Origin of the sequence: Brucella pituitosa, assembly GCF_003049685.1 — a bacterium.
Classification (GTDB): domain Bacteria; phylum Pseudomonadota; class Alphaproteobacteria; order Rhizobiales; family Rhizobiaceae; genus Brucella; species Brucella pituitosa.
The window spans coordinates 1019502-1037585 of sequence record NZ_PYSY02000001.1 but is presented as its reverse complement, the minus strand read 5'-3'; the positions used below and the strand labels follow the sequence as shown (position 1 = coordinate 1037585).

Below are 18084 nucleotides of genomic sequence, written 5' to 3'. Positions count from 1 at the left end.
CAACGATTAAAAGGGGAATTAACATGACCAAAATAAGCAGACGGACTTTTGGAATTCTTTCCGGTAGCCTTCTGGCGTCTACGATGCTGCCTTCTTTTGCCAAAGCCGCTGGACGGCTTGTGGTTGGTACCTGGGGTGGTGACTATCAGAATCTGCAACAAATCAATATCGCGGATGGCACCCTGAAGGGCAGTGGAACACAGGTCATCTATGATCCCGCGACAGATACAGTGCGCAGGGCAAAACTGTTGGCGGAACGGCGTTTGCCGCGCGGATCGATGGATATTGCCTGCCTTACCCGACAGGGTAGCTTTGAGATGTTCCAGAACGGACTGACTGAAGAGCTGGATGAGACCAAGGTTCCCAACCTGAGTAAGGTTCTGCCCTTCATTCGTACAAATTATTCGATCCCGCATATCTATACTGGTCGCGTTATTCTTTATAATCCGAAGCAGGTTAGTCCCGCACCGACGTCCTACGCTGACTTGTGGGACCCGAAATATGCCGGTCGTGTAGGTGTAATCGATCTCCAGTATCAGACGACGATTGAATCTGCCGCGATGATTGCTGGCGGTGGTCCTTCGGACTACGAGCCAGGCAAGGCCAAGCTGCTGGAATTGAAGAAGCAGGGCGTTAAAATCTACCCGACAAATGAAGCTCTCGCACAAGCACTTAAGTCCGGTGAAATCGTAATGTGCATCATGTGGAATGCACGCGGTTACATGTGGAAAAAGGCAGGCATCGATATTGAAATTGCTATTCCGAAGGAAGGCATTGGCCTCTACCTCTCGGATATGAGTGTGCCTAAAAACGCACCAAACAAGGCAGCCGCATATCAGTATCTAAATGCCATGCTTGAACAGACGCCTCAGTCTGCATTTGCAGAGCAGATGGGATATGCGCCGACAAATGCCGAGGTCAAGTTGCCCGATGAACTCGCATCAGCCGTTGATTACACATCAGAGCAACGCGAAAAATTTGTACTCCCCGATCTCGAATACGTCGCGAAAGCGGATGCTGATCTGCAAAACTGGTGGAACAAAGAGTTCAAGGCCTGATTGTTGCCACGGCCTGTCTGGCTTGGCCAGACAGGTACAGCTCTAACTTTCTCGGTATAGCCATGCAAAAAACTTCTTTCTCCGCCGCCGCACTTCTCATGCCTGCGACCGGGCTGGTCATCGTGTTCATGGCCCTGCCGCTGCTCTACCTGTTGCGCTATAGTTTCAATGATTTTGTGCCCGGCGAATTCTTGATGCAGGGCTTCACTTTAGCAAACTTTGCAACATTCTTTACCGACACATATTACCTAAAAGGCATGGGTACGACCCTGCTCATGGCTGGGTCAGTTACCGCAGTCTGCATAATACTCAGCTTACCACTGGCAAACTGGATTTCGCGCCAAAGCGGTAGCCTTAAAACGTTGCTTCTAATGGCAGTTATCTTACCGCTGTTTATCTCGAATGCTGTTCGTGCTGCAGGCTGGATGGTGGCTTTCGGTCAAACCGGTGTGCTGAATTTTCTTCTCATGAAGATCGGTATCATCGACACGCCACTGACGATCATGCAGACACCGACGGCGGTGTTCATCGGCATAACTGCAGTCAATCTTCCCTATGTCGTTCTGACTCTGCAAAGTGTTTTTGAGGGATTGGACGAGAATATTGATTACGCCTCAGCAAGCCTCGGGGCGTCGCCATTGCAGAGCTTTATGCTTGTCCGCTTGCCACAGATCATGCCTGGCCTTCTTGCAGCTTCGGTTCTGTCTTTCATTCTGACTATGAATGCATACGCCACGCCGGTACTTCTTGGCGGTCCATCTTTCCGAATGATGGCACCGATGATTGTGACGGAAATACTGAACAAGGCAAACTGGCCGCTCGGTGCAGCCCTCGCCTTTATTCTGCTCACCGTAACGGTCACGATATCTGTGCTTGCCGGGCTCTTTATTCGCCGCCGATACTAATCGGTAATTATATTTGGTTGAGCTTTAAGACGTAGCGACTACGCACTTCAATAAAAGCTAAGGATATGTCGCGGTCGAGTTAGCTCTCCGCGCCAATCCGCCACTACGTCTTAAATACCTCTCTCTTAGAGCATGATTCCGAAAAGTGGGAACCGGCTTTCGGATAAAGTCATGCTCAAGCAAAAGTTTAGAGCGGGATAACGATTCAACTTAAAAACATCACGCTCTAATCTGATAAATTGCGCTCGGAGGAAATCAGCACAACAAAAAAGGCCGGGGCAAAAATGCACCGACCTTCCTGATCATCAATGTCTACCAGTGCCAGTACATCCGTGGTCAAAAGCGTCAATTGATGGAGGCTATTGCGAGCGACAGACGCGTTCCAGCGCTCATAAGCAATGCCTATGTCGCGTCGTATAAACCGACATTGTGTTCAAAGAAAGTTTGTTCGCAAAAACTCAGGCGCGGCGAGCAAGCTTCAAGCCTCTGTTAAGCGCCAGAAATGCAATAATAAGCACGGCACCCAGTCCATAAGCCAAAACGTCAAGCCAGTCAGGTGTTGCGCCAAGAATAATCCGCAGGGCTCGATTGCCAATTTCAACGCCCGTTATTTTTGCGAGATACTGGCCCAGCTCGATAGCAGCTCCAACCAAGAACGCTGCAAAAGCCAACAAAACCCTGTTCCCGTCAATCATGATGCGGAATGCTGAATAGACAAAGATCACTGCGATCACATCGCCAAGAAAGCTTCTTATCCAGCCCAGACCAGCGCCTGCCGTGGCTAAGAGAGCCAACGCGACGAGCAGAGCAATGGTTACGATGAGAGCAGGTAGAGAAAACTTGAACTGCACCAAAGGTCTCCTGAAAGTCAGCCGCAGAAAGCTTTGGAACGCAAATTGTTAACCTGAAACAATTGAATTAAAATCCACCACCCCTGCAAAGCGTGCGGCGCGGACCTTGCCGAATTTGCTTTCATCAACGACGAGATGCTTCTGCAATGCTCGCTGCATCGCCATTTGTTTGACCGGCACTTCATGGAAATGAGAGCAGGTTACACCGTGCTGTTCATCGACCCCGCCTGCTGACAAGAACGCCTTGTTGATATTGATCCGCTTGAGCACTTCAATACCCTCGTCGCTCGAAAAAGATGCCGCTTCGGGATGATAAACACCACCAAGCACGATCAGCCGGACATCATCCCGACGAGATAGAATCTCGGCAATATTCAGGGAATAACAAACCACGGTGATATGCTGGTTGTGCGGGATCAACTGCGCCAGATGCGGCGTTGTCGTGCCACAATCGATGAAGACCGTATCATGCGGCTCGATAAGCGCGACGGCGGCGGCACATGCCTGCATCTTGGCATTGGCGTGACAGTCTTTTTCAAAATCAAAGACATAATCGCTGCCGTTTCCATTATCCTGGACAGGAATAATGTACCCCCCCAAACAATTGAGCGGCCCGGTATCATTGCCAATATCACGCCGGATTGTCATCTCCGAAACGCCGAGCCTCAAGGCCGCATCGCGAATACGCACGACCCCTGTTTCATCCACAAGGGCTGCGAGTTCGGCAATCCGTTCGTCTTTACGGCTGATTCTGCTCACTGATTCCCCATTTCGGTTGCTGCTCACCTTCGTTTAGCTTGCCGCATCAATTGGTGCAATTGCGACGACACATACTTGACAGGTCGAACAGAAATATGAAACGATCCAAACATAATGATCGAATTGTAACATTATAATTCGCATTATCGGGAGATTCTGACAACAAGAATTTATGGCAACGGCAGCGCGTCATGCGGCCGGTGCCAAAGAGAGGAATTTGCGGCCTTTAGCGCTGCAAAGAAGGAGACACTGGTGTCAGTAACAAACTGCAAAGCACCAGCGTAGAGATCAGTAGTCACCAATCTCGTCTGACGATGATGCGTTTGGGCGGGGGCTATTCGTTTCCAGGGAGGAAATACCGGTGAAGAAATTTATAGCGTCCATGGCTATTGCCATGTCTGTTGCCGTACCACATGCTTTTGCTGAAGGCGTCGTCGATACATCCAAGATCAACAAAGATCTGATCACCACTGCCAACGACAAGAAATACACGATTGCGACAGTCGTTAAGGTCGACGGGATTGCCTGGTTCGACCGTATGCGTGATGGTGTCGAACAGTTCAAGACAGATACCGGCAACGACGTATGGATGGTCGGCCCGAGCCAGGCAGATGCTGCGGCTCAGGTGCAGATCGTCGAAAATCTGATTGCACAGGGCGTTGACGCCATTGCCATCGTGCCCTTCTCCGTCGAAGCTGTTGAACCAGTTCTGAAGAAGGCTCGTGAACGCGGCATCGTGGTCATCAGCCACGAAGCATCCAACATTCAGAACGTCGACTATGACATCGAAGCCTTCGACAACAAGGCTTACGGCGCCAATCTCATGAAGGAACTCGGCAAGTCGATGGGTGGCAAGGGCAAGTATGTTGCTACTGTCGGCAGCCTGACGTCCAAGTCGCAGATGGAATGGATCGACGGTGCCGTCGAATACCAGAAGGCCAACTTCCCGGAAATGGCAGAAGCAACCGGCCGTCTCGAAACCTATGACGATGCGAACACCGACTATAACAAGCTTAAAGAAGCGATGACCGCTTATCCGGACATCACCGGCATTCTCGGCGCTCCAATGCCAACTTCTGCTGGTGCTGGCCGTCTGATTGCCGAAGGTGGCCTTAAGGGCAAAGTCTCCTTCGCAGGCACGGGTCTTGTGTCGGTGGCCGGTGAATACATCAAGAATGACGACGTTCAGTACATTCAGTTCTGGGACCCGGCAGTTGCTGGCTATGCCATGAACATGCTGGCGGTCGCAGCGCTTGAAAAGAAAAACGACCAGATCAAAGCCGGTCTCAATCTGGGCCTGCCGGGCTATGAAAGCCTGCTTGCGCCGGACGCCGCAAAGCCGAACCTGCTCTATGGTGCTGGCTGGGTCGGTGTAACCAAGGAAAACATGGATCAGTACGATTTCTAATCGTTGCTGAACCGGAGAAAGAGGCCCTCGCCTCTTTCTCCTTCTCCATCTGCATTTGCATTTGTAGCCTTGTACGAGGCCTTCATGACTGAGAATCTCATCGAATTGCGCCATATCGGCAAGCGCTTCGGCGGCGTTAAGGCGCTGGACGACGTATCTCTTGCCATCAAGCCGGGCGAAATTCACTGCCTTGCAGGCGAAAATGGCTCTGGCAAATCCACTGTAATCAAAATCATGTCTGGTGTTTACACGCCTGAAGACGGTGAAATCCTTATCGACGGCAGGACCGTCGGCAAGCTTGATCCCGTCAAATCCGTGCATCACGGCATTCAGGTTATTTATCAGGACTTTTCGCTATTCGGGAATCTGACGGTCGCAGAGAACCTTGCGATCAATACATTTCTCATGGAAGGCCGCAAGGCTGTGGACTGGAAGCGCGTGCGCGAACTTGCGCAGCAGGCGCTCGACCGTCTTGGCGTTCAGATGGATCTGGATGCCGATGTGGACAGCCTGCCGACCTCCGGCAAGCAGATCGTGGCAATTGCGCGCGCCGTTATGGCTGATGCGCGGCTTCTGATCATGGATGAACCTACAACCGCCCTCACCCGGCATGAAGTCGATGCGCTGTTCAAGATCGTGCGTGATATTCAGGCGCAGGGTATCGCCGTACTCTTCGTCAGCCACAAGATGCGCGAAATGCTGGAAATCAGCGAGCGGCTCACGGTTTTCCGCAATGGCAAGAAAGTCGCGGAAGGCCCTATCAACGAATTTGACGAACCGGCAATCACCCGTGCCATGACCGGCCAGGAGTTGACGGCGCACAGCTATCATTGGGCTCCGCGCGATGGAGCGACCAGCCCACCAAGCCTTGAAATTGAAAATCTGATTGTTCCGGGTGCAGTTGAAAAAGCCAGCCTTACGCTCCATGCCGGTGAAATTGTAGGTATTTCTGGTCTTATCGGCTCTGGTCGCACCGAGCTTGCCTTGGCTCTCTTCGGCATGAAGCCGGATTTCACCGGCACTGTTCGTATCGAAGGCAAGCCTGTTCATCCGAAAACCGTACAGGAAGGGATCGCCTGTGGCGTCGCCTATGTACCGGAAGACCGTCTCACGGAGGGGCTTTTCCTGACCCAATCGATTGAGCGCAACATCATCGTCACTTCCATCGAGAAATTCGTGCGCGGCCTCTTCATCGACCGCAAGAAGGCTGACACCACGACGCGCGACATGTTTTCGGCGATGCATATCGTTGCCCCCGGCCCGCATACGCCGGTCAATCACCTGTCAGGCGGCAATGCGCAGCGCGTGGTGCTGGCACGCTGGCTTTTGACAGGCGCGAAAGTGCTGATCCTCAACGGGCCGACTGTCGGTGTCGATGTCGGCTCCAAGGCTCAGATCCACAATATCATCCGCAAGCTTGCCCGTGATGAAGGTCTCGCCGTCCTGATGATTTCCGACGATGTGCCCGAGTTGGTGCAGAACTGCAATCGTGTGCTGGTGATGCATCGCGGACGTTTCGTCGACGAACTTTCCGGTGAAACCATGACCGAAGATGCCGTCAATGACCGGCTCAAGACGCTGAATTGAGGAACCGGCACATGAAATTCTTTCGCAGCACCGAATTCATCATTGCCTGCGTGCTTTTCGCGGCGATGGTCATTATCGGCCTCATCAATCCGGCTTTCTGGTCGCTGGACAATATCTTCGGCCTTCTGCGCTCCAATGTCGTGATCGGCATCATGGCGCTCGGCGTTCTGCTGGTGATGATTTCCGGCGGCATCGACGTCTCCTTCACCGCCTTTGCCATCGCGGCCATGTATCTGACCGTCCGCGCCATGGTCTATCTCGGCTATGACGGCGTGTTCATTCCGTTCGTGGCGGCGACACTGATCGGCCTGCTGCTCGGTGCATTCAACGGTTTCATCATCCATCGCTTCAAGATGATCCCGCTGATCGTGACGCTCGGCACCGGCTCCATCGTACGCGGGCTGGTGCTGGGCCTTGTCGGCACCAGCATCGTCAACATCAACAAGATGCCGAAGGAATTGATCGAATTCGGCAAGACAGATGTGATCTCACTGACATCAGCCTCCGGCACGGCGTTCGGCCTGACCGCAATGTTCCTTGTCTATCTGGCGCTGGCGCTGCTGATCCACATGGTCCTCAATTATACGATGATCGGGCGCAGCGTTTATGCCTATGGCGGCTCGCCGGAAGCGGCAAAGCGCGTCGGCTTCAATACGCGCCGCACCATCTTCTTCGTCTATTGCGTGGCCGGAGCGCTCGCAGGTTTCGCGGGCCTTCTGCATTCCTCGATGATCTGGCTTGCCAATCCGCGCGATTTCGTCGGGCTGGAGCTGGACGTGATCGCAGCCGTGGTTCTGGGCGGCGCATCAATCTTCGGCGGACGCGGCACGGTTCTCGGTACGCTTATGGGCGTCTTCATGCTCGTGATGGTCAAAAACTCTCTCATCATCATGAAGGTAGACACCACGTGGCAGCGCGTCGTGGTCGGCCTCATCATCATCATCGCTACAGCCATCACCGCATGGCGCGATCGCAAAAGCATCGCCTGAAGGGAGAACGCGACATGAAACAGTCTTTCGACATGCGCCGCATCCTTGGCGGAGACAACAACATCATCCAGCTCATCGTCATCACCATACTGGTCTTTGCGCTGATGACCTGGATGAACCCGGACAAGTTCCTGCGCTATTACAATTTTGAATCCATCAGCTACATCATGCCGGAGCTGGGCATCCTCTCGGTCGCCATGATGATTGCCATGCTGACAGGCGGCATCGATCTTTCGGTGGTGGGCATCGCCAATCTGGCGGGCATCGTGGCCGGGGTTTATTTCCACTCAAGCATGGTACAGGCGGCACAGACGTCGGGTTCCGGCATGCTGTTCTACACCATCATCGGCATATTGCTTGCCGTGCTGATCGGCCTGCTATCGGGACTGGTCAACGGCCTGCTCATAGCCAAGCTCCGCATCACGCCAATCCTTGCCACACTCGGCACCGGACAAGTGTTGATGGGACTTGCTCTGGTTCTGACCGGCGGCCCGGCCATCGTCGGTTTTCCCGATGCATGGAACTGGGTCGGCAACGGCAAGCTGTTCGGCGTCGCCACACCTTTCCTGTTGTTCATTGCGGTTTGCATCGTCGTGGCAATTCTGCTGACACGCACGACGCTCGGCATCAATCTCATGCTGATCGGCACCAATCCGCGTGCTGCCGTCTTTGCTGGTATCCGCAAGGATCGCATGGTCCTCTATTCCTACATGCTCACCGGCGTGCTTGCCTCCATAGCCGGGATCATTCTTTCGGGCCGCACCAATGCCGCCAAGTCGGACTATGGCGCATCCTATCTGCTGCAGGCCGTGCTGATTGCCGTCCTCGGCGGCACCAATCCGGCAGGCGGAAAGGGACGTGTTCTGGGCGTCGCCATCGCGCTGATTGCACTGATGCTGCTTTCCTCCGGCTTCCAGATGATGCGGTTCTCCAACCACCTCATCGATTTCATCTGGGGCGCTTTCCTTATTCTCGTCATCGCGATCAACGCATCGCGCAATCAGGGCAGGTGATCCCTTATGCAGGACATCGAATTTCATCTTCGCCGTCAGGATTTTGTCGAACAGCCGCATGTCGTTGCCAATACTTACGGTCTCAGCGTCACTGCCTTTCGCTATCCAAGCGGTATCGAGGCGCTGCTGGTCGAGAACGAACGCGGCAATATCATTGTGCTGCCTTTCATGGGGCAGATGATCTGGGGCGCAGAGTTTGACGGCATCGAGCTGACCATGGGCAACAGCTTCTCCATGCCACGCCCGGCAACCACCATCGTCGAGACCTATGGCTGCTTTGCGTTCCATAGCGGCATCCTGCGCAATGGCTGCCCTTCGCCTCAGGACAATCATCTTCTACACGGCGAAATGGCCTGCGCAAAGATGGACAAGGCCGGTCTTCTCTTCGGCCATGACGAGCGCGGCGCCTTTGTCGAAATCACCGGCGAATATGAATATGTGATGGGCTTCGGCGCGCATTATCTGGCACGGCCAAGTGTGCGGCTTTATGCCGATGAAACTCTGTTCGACATCACCATGGATGTCGAGAACCTTTCATCCGCTCCGATGGAGCTGATGTATATGTGCCATGTCAATTTCGCCTATGCGGAAGGTGCGCGGATCGTCCAGCCGGTGCCCTATACGCCGGATCACGTGCAGGTTCGTACAGCCGTTCCGGGCCATGTGACACCCAATAATGACTACCTGTCGCTGATCGACGAATTGGCCTCCGACCCAGCCGCGATGGAAGTGCTGGACGAACCGGAGCGCTACGATCCCGAGCAGGTCTTCTATATTCGCGGACTGCCGAAAGATGCCAAAGGCAACACCCATCTGATGATGCAGCTTCCCGAGGGCGACGGATTTGGCATTTCCTACCCGACCGAAATCTTCCCAAAAACCGTGCGCTGGATTCTCGTGAACGGGGACGCTCAGGTTGCAGCCTTTGCTCTCCCCTCGACCTGCGAGCCGGAAGGCTATCTGGCGGAAAAGGCCAAGAACAATGTGCAGGTGCTGGCATCGGGTGAGCGCGCCGTTTTCCCCGTACGCGTCGGCTATCTCGATACAGCCGCCGCCGAACAGTTTGAAGCCACGATCAAGGCACTCTGAAATTTCAAAGGAACGTCTCATGACCAGAAAGATCGGAGTGGTCGGCTCCAACATGGTGGACCTCATCACCTATGTGAACCGTATGCCCGGCCCCGGTGAAACGCTGGAAGCCCCGACATTTGAAATCGGCTGTGGTGGAAAAGGCGCCAATCAGGCCGTGGCTGCTGCACGCCTTGGCGCAGATGTGATGATGGTGACGCGGGTGGGCGACGATATTTTCGCCGACAACACCATCCGCAACCTGAACGAGTTCGGCGTCGATACGCGCCATGTGCGCAAGGTTCCAGGCAAATCGAGCGGCGTAGCCCCCATCTTCGTCGAGCCATCGGGTGAAAACTCGATCCTGATCGTCAAGGGCGCCAATGCCGATCTTCTGCCTGCCGAAGTCGACAAGGCTGCCGACGATCTGAAAGCGTGCGGCCTCATCCTGATGCAGATGGAAGTTCCGGTCGAGACAGTCTACCACACCATCGCTTTCGCTGCTGAAAACGGCATCGAAACCATTTTGAATCCTGCGCCTGCCGCCGCTGATCTTGATCCAGAACTTATCCGGCAGGTGACCTTTCTCGTGCCGAACGAGAGCGAATTGGCAATCCTCTCCGGCCTGCCGACCGGCACGGACGATGAGATCGTCACCGCTGCGCGTTCGCTCATTGCGCGTGGCATTCGCACCGTCATCGTCACGCTCGGCGGACGCGGCGCGCGCATGATTACCGCAAGCGAAATCGTTAATATTCCACCGGTCAAGGTCACGCCCAAAGACACCACCGGCGCGGGCGATGCCTTTATCGGCTCCTTTGCCCGCTTCTACGCCGGGACCGGCGATGTGGAAGCCTCGCTTCGCAAAGCAGCGCTCTACGCGGCCCATTCCATCACCCGGCCCGGCACGCAGAAAGCCTATGCCAGCCAGGAAGAATTCGAAACGTTCTGCCGCGATCACGCCCCCTTGATCGAACGCGCCTGATCGTAATTGAACCTATGAACGGATAATGAAATGACCGAAGCCCTTCCCCGCAATAACGGGACACCGCTCAAGCCGGAATGGTTTGAGGATGTATCCGTCAATCGCAGCGCTTCCGAGCGCCGTGCTGCTACGATTAGCGCCCGCCGTTCGGTGAAAAAGGAATATCAGGCGGCGTGGCTCATCCGCGCCATCCAGTGCATAGACCTCACCACGCTTGCAGGCGACGACACGGCGGGCCGCGTGCGCAGGCTCTGCGCCAAGGCGCGCCGCCCGGTACGCGAGGATATTCTGGAAGCGCTCGGCCTTGCAGATGCAGGCATCACCACAGGCGCGGTCTGCGTTTATCCCACCATGGTGCCCCATGCCGTGAAGGCGCTTGAAGGTTCCGGCATTCCGGTTGCCTCGGTGGCGACGGGCTTTCCCGCCGGGCTGACGCCGCTGCCGCTCCGCCTTGCTGAAATCACCTATGCCGTCGAACAGGGCGCGCATGAAATCGACATCGTGATTACGCGCGAGCATGTGCTGACACAGAACTGGTCAGCGCTTTACGATGAAATTGCCGCCATGCGCGAAGTCTGCGGGGATGCGCATATGAAGGCGATCCTCGCCACCGGCGATCTCAATACACTCACCAATGTCTATCGCGCCTCGATGGTGGCGATGCAGGCAGGCTCCGATTTCATCAAGACCTCGACGGGCAAGGAAGACGTCAACGCCACCTTGCCAGTGAGCCTGACCATGGTGCGGGCGCTGCGCGATTATGGCGAGCTTTCCGGTCAGAGCGTCGGCTTCAAACCCGCGGGCGGCCTCAAGACCGCAAAGGACGCGCTCGCCTGGCTCACACTGATGAAGGAAGAACTCGGCAATCGTTGGCTGGAGCCCGACCTGTTCCGCATCGGCGCATCGTCGATGCTTGGCGATATCGAACGGCAATTGGAGCACTTCGTGACAGGGCGCTACTCCGCCGCCAACCGTCACGCTGCTGCTTAAACTTGGAATTTCGCATTCTCCTACGCAAAACCGCTTCGCACTTTTGCTGGAAATGCTCGTAAGGAATGAATTCAATGCGACCCATCAAGGACATCCTGAAGACCATGGAATATGGACCTTCCCCCGAAGCAAACGGCGATGTGAACCTGTGGCTGGAACAGCATGGCCGTTCTTTCGGCCACTATATCAACGGGGCCTTTGTCAAACCGGAAGGCCGCAAGGCAATTTCGGTTGCCAATCCGGCCAATGGTGACAAGCTCGCCGACATCATCTGCGGCAATGCGGATGATGTCGATCAGGCAGTGAAAGCCGCCCGCACAGCCTTCGGCAAATGGTCCAAACTTTCGGGCTATGAGCGGGCCAAGTATCTCTATGCCATCGCGCGCCATATTCAGAAGCGCGAGCGTTTTCTGGCCGTGCTGGAAACCATGGATAACGGCAAGCCGATCCGCGAAACCCGCGACATCGACATTCCGCTCGCCGCCCGTCATTTCTATCATCATGCCGGTTGGGCCGAGATGGTGGAAGATGAGTTCAAGGGCTTTTCGCCCGTTGGCGTCTGCGGTCAGGTCATTCCGTGGAATTTCCCGCTTCTCATGCTTGCCTGGAAGATCGCACCAGCTTTGGCCGCCGGTAACACTGTCGTGCTGAAACCCGCCGATCTGACGCCGCTCTCGGCCATTGCCTTTGTCGAGATCTGCCATGAAGTCGGCCTGCCCGCCGGTGTCGTCAACATCGTGCAGGGCGATGGCACCACCGGCGCGGAAATCTGTGGCCATGATGGCGTGGAAAAGGTGGCCTTCACCGGCTCGACACAGGTCGGTCGTGTCATTCGCGAGCAGATTGCCGGATCGGGCAAGAAGTTGTCGCTGGAACTGGGCGGAAAATCGCCCTTCATCGTCTTTGAAGATGCCGATCTTGATGCCGCAGTTGAAGGCGTGGTCGATGCCATCTGGTTCAATCAAGGCGAAGTGTGCTGCGCAGGATCGCGCTTGCTCGTGCAGGAAGGCATTGCCGACCGCTTCTATGCCAAGCTCAGAAAGCGTCTCGAAAGTTTACGCGTCGGCGATCCGCTCGACAAATCCACCGATGTCGGCGCCATCGTTTCACCCGGTCAGGTGAAGCGCATTTCCGATCTTATCCAAAAGGGTATCGACGAAGGCGGTGAGCTCTGGCAGACGCCGAGCCCGCTTCCGGCCAAAGGCAATTATATCGCCCCCGGCTTCTTCACCGATGTGGATCAGGCATCAACCGTTTGTCAGGTGGAAATTTTTGGGCCGATTGCGGCAGCAACAACCTTCCGCACGCCGGACGAAGCCGTCTCGCTTGCCAACAATACGCGCTACGGGCTTGCCGCGTCGATCTGGTCTGAAAACATCAATGTCGCGCTTGATCTTGCAGCCCGCGTCAAAGCCGGTGTCGTCTGGATCAACTGCACCAACATGCTGGATGCGGGCGCAGGCTTCGGCGGCTACCGCGAAAGCGGATTCGGTCGCGAGGGCGCACGCGAAGGCATGTACGAATATCTTGTTTCCGATTGGGAGAAAGCGCTCCCCTCGGCCAAGGTTACGGACGCCTTCGTGCCATCAGCTTCACCCTCCGGCGATGACAAGATCACCATCGACGGTATCGACCGCACGATGAAAAACTATATTGGCGGCAAGCAGGCACGTCCGGATGGCGGCTACAGCTATTCGGTCACCGGCAAGGGCGACTCGGTCATCGGGCAGGCAGGCATCGGCAACCGCAAGGACATCCGCAATGCGGTGGAAGCTGCAAGCAAGGCTGGAAGCTGGGGCGCGGCGACGGCGCACAACCGAGCGCAGGTACTCTATTATCTTGGTGAAAACCTCGATGCACGCCGCACGGATTTCGTGGCACGGCTGATCGAAAACACCGGCATCAGCGAGAAAAAAGCGGAAGAGGAATTTGAAACCGCGCTGCGCCGGATTTTCTATTATGCCGCGCAGGCCGACAAGTTCGACGGAGCGGTTCATTCCACCAAGTCGCGTCATGTGACACTGGCGATGAACGAGCCATGGGGCGTGATGGGCATCGTCTGCCCCGACGAAGCGCCGCTTCTATCGCTCGTTTCGCTGATACTTCCCGCCATTGCCATGGGCAACCGCACGGTGGTCGTACCTTCGAGCCGTCATCCGCTGATCGCAGGTGATTTCTATCAGGTGCTCGACACATCCGATGTGCCAGGCGGCGTGGTCAACATCGTCACCGGCGAACGCGATCTTCTGACGAAGACACTTGCCGAACATGATGAGGTTGCAGCGCTCTGGTATTTTGGTTCACGCGAGGGCAGCGCCATGGTCGAAAAGGCATCAGCTGGCAATCTCAAGGCCACATGGGTCAGCAATGGCCGCCAGCCCAACTGGCTCAACAAGACGGAAGGGCAAGGCCGGGATTATCTGCGCCGTGCCATTCAGGTGAAGAATATCTGGGTGCCTTACGGAGCATAAGAAGAAAGGCCCGGTCACAATGACCGGGCCTTTCTTCTCTCAATACCCTCGCCAGCTTTAAAGCCGGATCACATATTCCTTGCGCGTGGTTTCGATCACTTCCCAAGTGCCCTTGAAGCCAGGGCGGATGACAAAGCTATCGCCCGCTTTAAGCGTGCGCGCCTCGCCACCCTCTTCCGTCAAAACCGAATGACCAGCGAGAATATGACAAAACTCCCATTCGTCATATTCAACACGCCACTTGCCCGGCGAACTTTCCCATATGCCTGCGAAGAGCGTGCCATCGGCAGTTTCTTCGAGGTTCCATGTGCGGGAACGCGGATTACCGGACAGCACACGCTCCGGCAAAGGCGCCCCCTCCTCCGGTTCAACGTCAGTCAGCTCGAAATCAACAAGCAGGCTCATAACATCAGACCTTGGCAAGTGCCTGTTCGATATCAGCGATGATGTCATCCGCATCTTCGATACCGATAGAGAGGCGAACCACTTCTGGACCGGCACCGGCGGCAGTCTTCTGTTCGTCGGTCAACTGACGATGGGTCGTTGATGCCGGGTGAATAACTAACGAACGCGTGTCGCCAATGTTCGCGAGCAGGGAGAAGAGATCAAGGCTGTCAACGAACTTGACGCCCGCATCATAGCCGCCCTTCAGACCGAAGGTGAAAACAGAGCCCGCACCCTTTGGTGAGTATTTCTTCTGAAGTGCATTGAACTTGTCGCTCGGAAGGCCCGCATAGCTTACCCACGACACCTTATCGTGGCCGCTCAGCCAGGTCGCAACCTTGAGCGCATTGTCACTATGGCGCTGCATACGCAGCGGAAGTGTTTCAACACCCGTCAGGATCTGGAATGCATTGAACGGCGAGATTGCGGGACCAAAATCACGCAGACCCAGCACCCGAGCCGCTATTGCGAAAGAGATATTGCCGAATGTCTTGTGGATTTCGAGGCCAGCATAATCAGGACGCGGCTCTGTCAAAAGCGGATAATTGCCCGACTTTGCCCAATCGAATGTTCCTGCATCGACAAGAATGCCGCCCATCGAATTGCCATGTCCGCCGATGAACTTAGTCAACGAATGCACGACAATGTCCGCGCCGTGTTCAATCGGGCGGATCAGATAAGGTGACGCCAGCGTGTTGTCGACAATCAGCGGTAATCCGTGCTTGCGTGCAACTTCAGCAATAGCTGCGATATCTGTGACAATGCCGCCCGGATTTGCAAAGCTTTCAATGAAGATTGCACGGGTGCGTTCATCAATATGCTTTTCGAAGTCGGATGGATCCGTTGCTTCGGCCCAGCGCACCTGCCAGCCAAAAGATTTGAAAGCCTGACCAAACTGGTTCATCGAACCGCCGTAGAGCTTGTTAGCGGCGATGAAATTATCACCTGGCTGTAGCAGGCAATGGAAGATCAGCAATTGTGCCGCATGGCCAGATGCCGTGGCAACAGCAGCTGTCCCACCTTCAAGTGCGGCAATGCGCTCTTCCAGAACAGCGGTGGTCGGATTGGTAATACGCGTATAGATATTGCCGAAAGCCTGCAGGCCAAACAGAGAGGCTGCATGGTCAGCATCCTCAAACACGAAGGACGTTGTCTGATAGATCGGCGTCGCACGTGCACCCGTCGTTGGATCGGGTTTTGCGCCTGCATGGATTGCCAGTGTTTCGATGCCGGGTGAGCGTTTGGACATAAGTTCCTCCTGACAGTCTATGCCAAATAATTCGAGTGGACGTTAGGCTGTGCCACAAAGAAAGCAAAGGAGGAATTTGCGCCAAAACACGCAATCGCGGAAATTAATTTCCGAACTTCAAGTCATCGCATAAGGCGTGGATACTCAATGGCCGGGCAGCGGTCCATTACCACTTTCAGGCCTGCTTCTTCCGCCCGCCTTGCGGCCTCTTCATGCACAACGTCAAGCTGGGTCCAAAGAACCGTTGGCCGTTGTTTCATGGCAAGAATTTCATCCACAATGCCCGGAAGCGAATGTGACGCGCGGAAAACATCCACCATATCGACTGGTTCATCAATATCAGCGAGATTGGCTACCACTTGCTGCCCATGGATGCTTTTCCCAACCTGCCCCGGATTAACGGGAATGACATGGTATCCCCAATCGAGCAGGAATTTCATGACGCCATTGCTCGGGCGCTCGGGCTTGGGCGATGCACCAAGAAGCGCAATCGTTTTTACAGACTGAAGAATTTCGCGAATCTGATTGTCTGAAGACGCTTGCATTTGGTTCCTCCGCTGCAAATTCGGGTTTTATTTTCTGCATATCGCAACGCGTGCTTGCAAGATTGGCCAAACTCCCCCTATTCCTTATTATAAGGGAGAGAACATGAATATCAGCACTGCACACCATGCGGCCTTGAGCCCGGTTATGAATATCGACGATTTACGCCTCTTCATGAAGCGCGAATTTCCGCAGCTCGATGACAGTTTTGAGATCGTCTCGATCGATGACGGTGCAGCGACCATGCACCTCCGCGCCAACGATCAGCACTTGCGCCCCGGTGGCACCGTTTCAGGCCCTTCCCTTTTCGCACTTGCCGATGTGGTAGCTTATGCAGCAATCCTCGGTCATATCGGGCCGGTTGCTCTCGCAGTGACCACAAATCTCAATATCAACTTCCTGCGCAAGGCCACTCCGGGAACGGTCAAGGCAGTGGCTAGGATTCTCAAACTTGGAAAGCGTTTGGCCGTACTGGAAATAAGCCTGACCAGTGATGAGACAAATGAGCTAATAGCCCATGCGACGGCGACTTATTCCATTCCACCGCGATAAAAAGATAGGGTATTATAATACCAATATCGTAAGTCATTGTTTTTATTAGTCTATTAAAAGAATGCTGTAAAAACAGCGCTTGACGATCTTCCAGAGTTTGTGTATCGACCCGCCCAGTGCGTATGGAAGCTCGCTTTCTAACGCCCTTAGGGTTGGCCGTCCTTATGATTGGCGTGACCAACACAAGCAACAAGAAAAGCCCGGGTCGCAAGATCTGGGATTAAGTCAAGGAAGACTTCAATGGCAACTTTTTCTCAGAAGCCAGCCGAAGTGGTGAAGAAGTGGATTCTGATCGACGCAGAAGGTCTCGTCGTCGGTCGTCTCGCATCCCTCGTCGCCAATCGCCTGCGCGGTAAGCACAAAGCAACCTTCACCCCGCACGTTGACGATGGCGACAATGTCATCATCATCAATGCAGACAAGGTTGTTCTGACCGGCAAGAAGTACACCGACAAGGTTTACTACTGGCACACTGGCCATCCAGGTGGCATCAAGGAACGTACTGCTCGCCAAATTCTCGAAGGCCGTTTCCCGGAACGCGTTCTTGAAAAGGCTATCGAGCGTATGATCCCACGTGGTCCACTCGGTCGTCGCCAGATGAAGAACCTGCGCGTTTATGCAGGTGCAGATCATCAGCATGAAGCTCAGCAGCCAGAAGTTCTGGACGTTGCAGCGCTGAACCGCAAGAACAAAGGGAATGCATAATCATGGCTGAGCAGCTCAACTCGCTCGAAGAACTCGGCAGCGTAGTCGCCGAACAGGCCGCTCCGGTTCATGTTCAGAAGATCGACGCTCAGGGCCGCGCTTATGCGACCGGCAAGCGTAAAGACGCGATTGCTCGCGTTTGGGTCAAGCCAGGTTCCGGCAAGATCACCGTAAACGGCAAAGAATTTGCTGCGTATTTCGCACGTCCGGTTCTGCAGATGATCCTGCAGCAGCCAATCGTTGCGTCGAACCGCGCTGGTCAGTTCGATGTTGTCGCAACTGTTGTTGGCGGCGGCCTTTCCGGTCAGGCCGGTGCAGTTCGTCACGGCATCTCCAAGGCACTCACCTATTACGAACCAGGCCTTCGCACGGTTCTTAAGAAGGGTGGCTTCCTTACTCGCGATAGCCGTGTTGTTGAACGTAAGAAGTACGGTAAGGCCAAGGCTCGCCGTTCTTTCCAGTTCTCCAAGCGCTAATACGCTTAGGGCCAGTTCTCAAGGCGCTAAT

General features: G+C 54.9%; 18 protein-coding genes. 13 read left to right on the top strand and 5 right to left on the bottom strand.

The features are described 5' to 3' along the window. Positions 1–23 precede the first annotated feature (23 nt). On the top strand, positions 24–1058 hold the full coding sequence (locus tag C9380_RS05150; protein WP_036567218.1) for an ABC transporter substrate-binding protein: 1035 nt from the start codon (positions 24–26) through the stop codon (positions 1056–1058). Positions 1059–1120: 62 nt separating this feature from the next. Then, positions 1121–1963, top strand: a complete 843-nt coding sequence (locus tag C9380_RS05145; protein WP_235822332.1) for an ABC transporter permease — start codon at positions 1121–1123, stop codon at positions 1961–1963. 458 nt (positions 1964–2421) lie between these two features. Here the strand turns inward: C9380_RS05145 and C9380_RS05140 are convergent, their stop codons facing one another. Next, on the bottom strand, positions 2422–2814 hold the full coding sequence (locus C9380_RS05140) for a ribosomal maturation YjgA family protein (RefSeq protein ID WP_024897468.1): 393 nt from the start codon (positions 2812–2814) through the stop codon (positions 2422–2424). A 48-nt stretch (positions 2815–2862) separates the two neighbouring features. Next, positions 2863–3573 (bottom strand): DeoR/GlpR family DNA-binding transcription regulator, encoded by a 711-nt coding sequence (locus C9380_RS05135; protein WP_024897467.1) that lies wholly within the window; start codon positions 3571–3573, stop codon positions 2863–2865. A 361-nt stretch (positions 3574–3934) separates the two neighbouring features. Here C9380_RS05135 and C9380_RS05130 point away from each other — a divergent pair, with 361 nt between their 5' ends. From C9380_RS05130 to C9380_RS05095, 8 genes are all read left to right on the top strand, one after another. Continuing rightward, entirely contained in the window at positions 3935–4981 is a 1047-nt protein-coding gene (locus C9380_RS05130; RefSeq protein ID WP_024897466.1) for an autoinducer 2 ABC transporter substrate-binding protein, read from the top strand. Positions 4982–5065: 84 nt separating this feature from the next. Further along, entirely contained in the window at positions 5066–6568 is a 1503-nt protein-coding gene (locus C9380_RS05125; protein WP_024897465.1) for a sugar ABC transporter ATP-binding protein, read from the top strand. An 11-nt stretch (positions 6569–6579) separates the two neighbouring features. Further along, positions 6580–7557, top strand: a complete 978-nt coding sequence (locus tag C9380_RS05120) for an ABC transporter permease (protein WP_024897464.1) — start codon at positions 6580–6582, stop codon at positions 7555–7557. Positions 7558–7571: 14 nt separating this feature from the next. Further along, complete coding sequence (locus C9380_RS05115; RefSeq protein WP_024897463.1) at positions 7572–8570, top strand: ABC transporter permease; 999 nt, start codon at positions 7572–7574, stop codon at positions 8568–8570. Between the two features lie 6 nt (positions 8571–8576). Further along, the gene (locus C9380_RS05110) at positions 8577–9659 is read left to right on the top strand and encodes an aldose 1-epimerase family protein (protein ID WP_111787590.1); all 1083 of its coding nucleotides are present in this window, start codon (positions 8577–8579) and stop codon (positions 9657–9659) included. Between the two features lie 19 nt (positions 9660–9678). Next, positions 9679–10623, top strand: coding sequence for a ribokinase (rbsK, locus tag C9380_RS05105; protein ID WP_100559223.1), 945 nt, complete (start codon positions 9679–9681; stop codon positions 10621–10623). A gap of 30 nt (positions 10624–10653) precedes the next feature. Next, positions 10654–11613 carry a deoxyribose-phosphate aldolase gene (deoC, locus tag C9380_RS05100; RefSeq protein WP_029928241.1) on the top strand — a complete coding sequence of 320 codons (960 nt, stop codon included), beginning with the start codon at positions 10654–10656 and terminating at the stop codon, positions 11611–11613. A 74-nt stretch (positions 11614–11687) separates the two neighbouring features. Further along, complete coding sequence (locus C9380_RS05095; RefSeq protein ID WP_164844635.1) at positions 11688–14084, top strand: aldehyde dehydrogenase family protein; 2397 nt, start codon at positions 11688–11690, stop codon at positions 14082–14084. Between the two features lie 57 nt (positions 14085–14141). On the opposite strand, the gene C9380_RS05090 is transcribed toward C9380_RS05095, so the two are convergent. The 3 genes from C9380_RS05090 to C9380_RS05080 form a co-directional block, all read right to left on the bottom strand. Further along, complete coding sequence (locus C9380_RS05090; protein WP_024897458.1) at positions 14142–14489, bottom strand: cupin domain-containing protein; 348 nt, start codon at positions 14487–14489, stop codon at positions 14142–14144. A 4-nt stretch (positions 14490–14493) separates the two neighbouring features. Continuing rightward, positions 14494–15777, bottom strand: coding sequence for an O-acetylhomoserine aminocarboxypropyltransferase (locus tag C9380_RS05085; RefSeq protein ID WP_128093152.1), 1284 nt, complete (start codon positions 15775–15777; stop codon positions 14494–14496). 122 nt (positions 15778–15899) lie between these two features. Beyond that, positions 15900–16322: a CoA-binding protein gene (locus C9380_RS05080; protein WP_128093151.1), complete on the bottom strand. Its 423-nt coding sequence runs from the start codon at positions 16320–16322 to the stop codon at positions 15900–15902. A 103-nt stretch (positions 16323–16425) separates the two neighbouring features. Between C9380_RS05080 and C9380_RS05075 the strand changes: the two genes are divergently transcribed. From C9380_RS05075 to rpsI, 3 genes are all read left to right on the top strand, one after another. Next, complete coding sequence (locus tag C9380_RS05075; protein WP_128093150.1) at positions 16426–16872, top strand: PaaI family thioesterase; 447 nt, start codon at positions 16426–16428, stop codon at positions 16870–16872. Positions 16873–17112: 240 nt separating this feature from the next. Continuing rightward, positions 17113–17577: a 50S ribosomal protein L13 gene (gene rplM / locus C9380_RS05070; protein ID WP_024897454.1), complete on the top strand. Its 465-nt coding sequence runs from the start codon at positions 17113–17115 to the stop codon at positions 17575–17577. A 2-nt stretch (positions 17578–17579) separates the two neighbouring features. Then, complete coding sequence (gene rpsI, locus C9380_RS05065; protein ID WP_036567214.1) at positions 17580–18053, top strand: 30S ribosomal protein S9; 474 nt, start codon at positions 17580–17582, stop codon at positions 18051–18053. Positions 18054–18084 lie beyond the last annotated feature (31 nt).

What these genes read in the sequence shown, in the direction of transcription:
- rpsI (WP_036567214.1), top strand. Translation starts at nt 17,580, where the DNA reads ATGGCTGAGCAGCTCAACTCGCTCGAAGAACTCGGCAGCGTAGTCGCC.
- C9380_RS05145 (WP_235822332.1), top strand. Translation starts at nt 1,121, where the DNA reads ATGCAAAAAACTTCTTTCTCCGCCGCCGCACTTCTCATGCCTGCGACC.
- rbsK (WP_100559223.1), top strand. Translation starts at nt 9,679, where the DNA reads ATGACCAGAAAGATCGGAGTGGTCGGCTCCAACATGGTGGACCTCATC.
- C9380_RS05090 (WP_024897458.1), bottom strand. Translation starts at nt 14,489, where the DNA reads ATGAGCCTGCTTGTTGATTTCGAGCTGACTGACGTTGAACCGGAGGAG.
- C9380_RS05075 (WP_128093150.1), top strand. Translation starts at nt 16,426, where the DNA reads ATGAATATCAGCACTGCACACCATGCGGCCTTGAGCCCGGTTATGAAT.
- C9380_RS05115 (WP_024897463.1), top strand. Translation starts at nt 7,572, where the DNA reads ATGAAACAGTCTTTCGACATGCGCCGCATCCTTGGCGGAGACAACAAC.
- C9380_RS05120 (WP_024897464.1), top strand. Translation starts at nt 6,580, where the DNA reads ATGAAATTCTTTCGCAGCACCGAATTCATCATTGCCTGCGTGCTTTTC.
- C9380_RS05095 (WP_164844635.1), top strand. Translation starts at nt 11,688, where the DNA reads ATGCGACCCATCAAGGACATCCTGAAGACCATGGAATATGGACCTTCC.
- C9380_RS05080 (WP_128093151.1), bottom strand. Translation starts at nt 16,322, where the DNA reads ATGCAAGCGTCTTCAGACAATCAGATTCGCGAAATTCTTCAGTCTGTA.
- C9380_RS05125 (WP_024897465.1), top strand. Translation starts at nt 5,066, where the DNA reads ATGACTGAGAATCTCATCGAATTGCGCCATATCGGCAAGCGCTTCGGC.
- C9380_RS05110 (WP_111787590.1), top strand. Translation starts at nt 8,577, where the DNA reads ATGCAGGACATCGAATTTCATCTTCGCCGTCAGGATTTTGTCGAACAG.
- deoC (WP_029928241.1), top strand. Translation starts at nt 10,654, where the DNA reads ATGACCGAAGCCCTTCCCCGCAATAACGGGACACCGCTCAAGCCGGAA.
- rplM (WP_024897454.1), top strand. Translation starts at nt 17,113, where the DNA reads ATGGCAACTTTTTCTCAGAAGCCAGCCGAAGTGGTGAAGAAGTGGATT.
- C9380_RS05150 (WP_036567218.1), top strand. Translation starts at nt 24, where the DNA reads ATGACCAAAATAAGCAGACGGACTTTTGGAATTCTTTCCGGTAGCCTT.
- C9380_RS05085 (WP_128093152.1), bottom strand. Translation starts at nt 15,777, where the DNA reads ATGTCCAAACGCTCACCCGGCATCGAAACACTGGCAATCCATGCAGGC.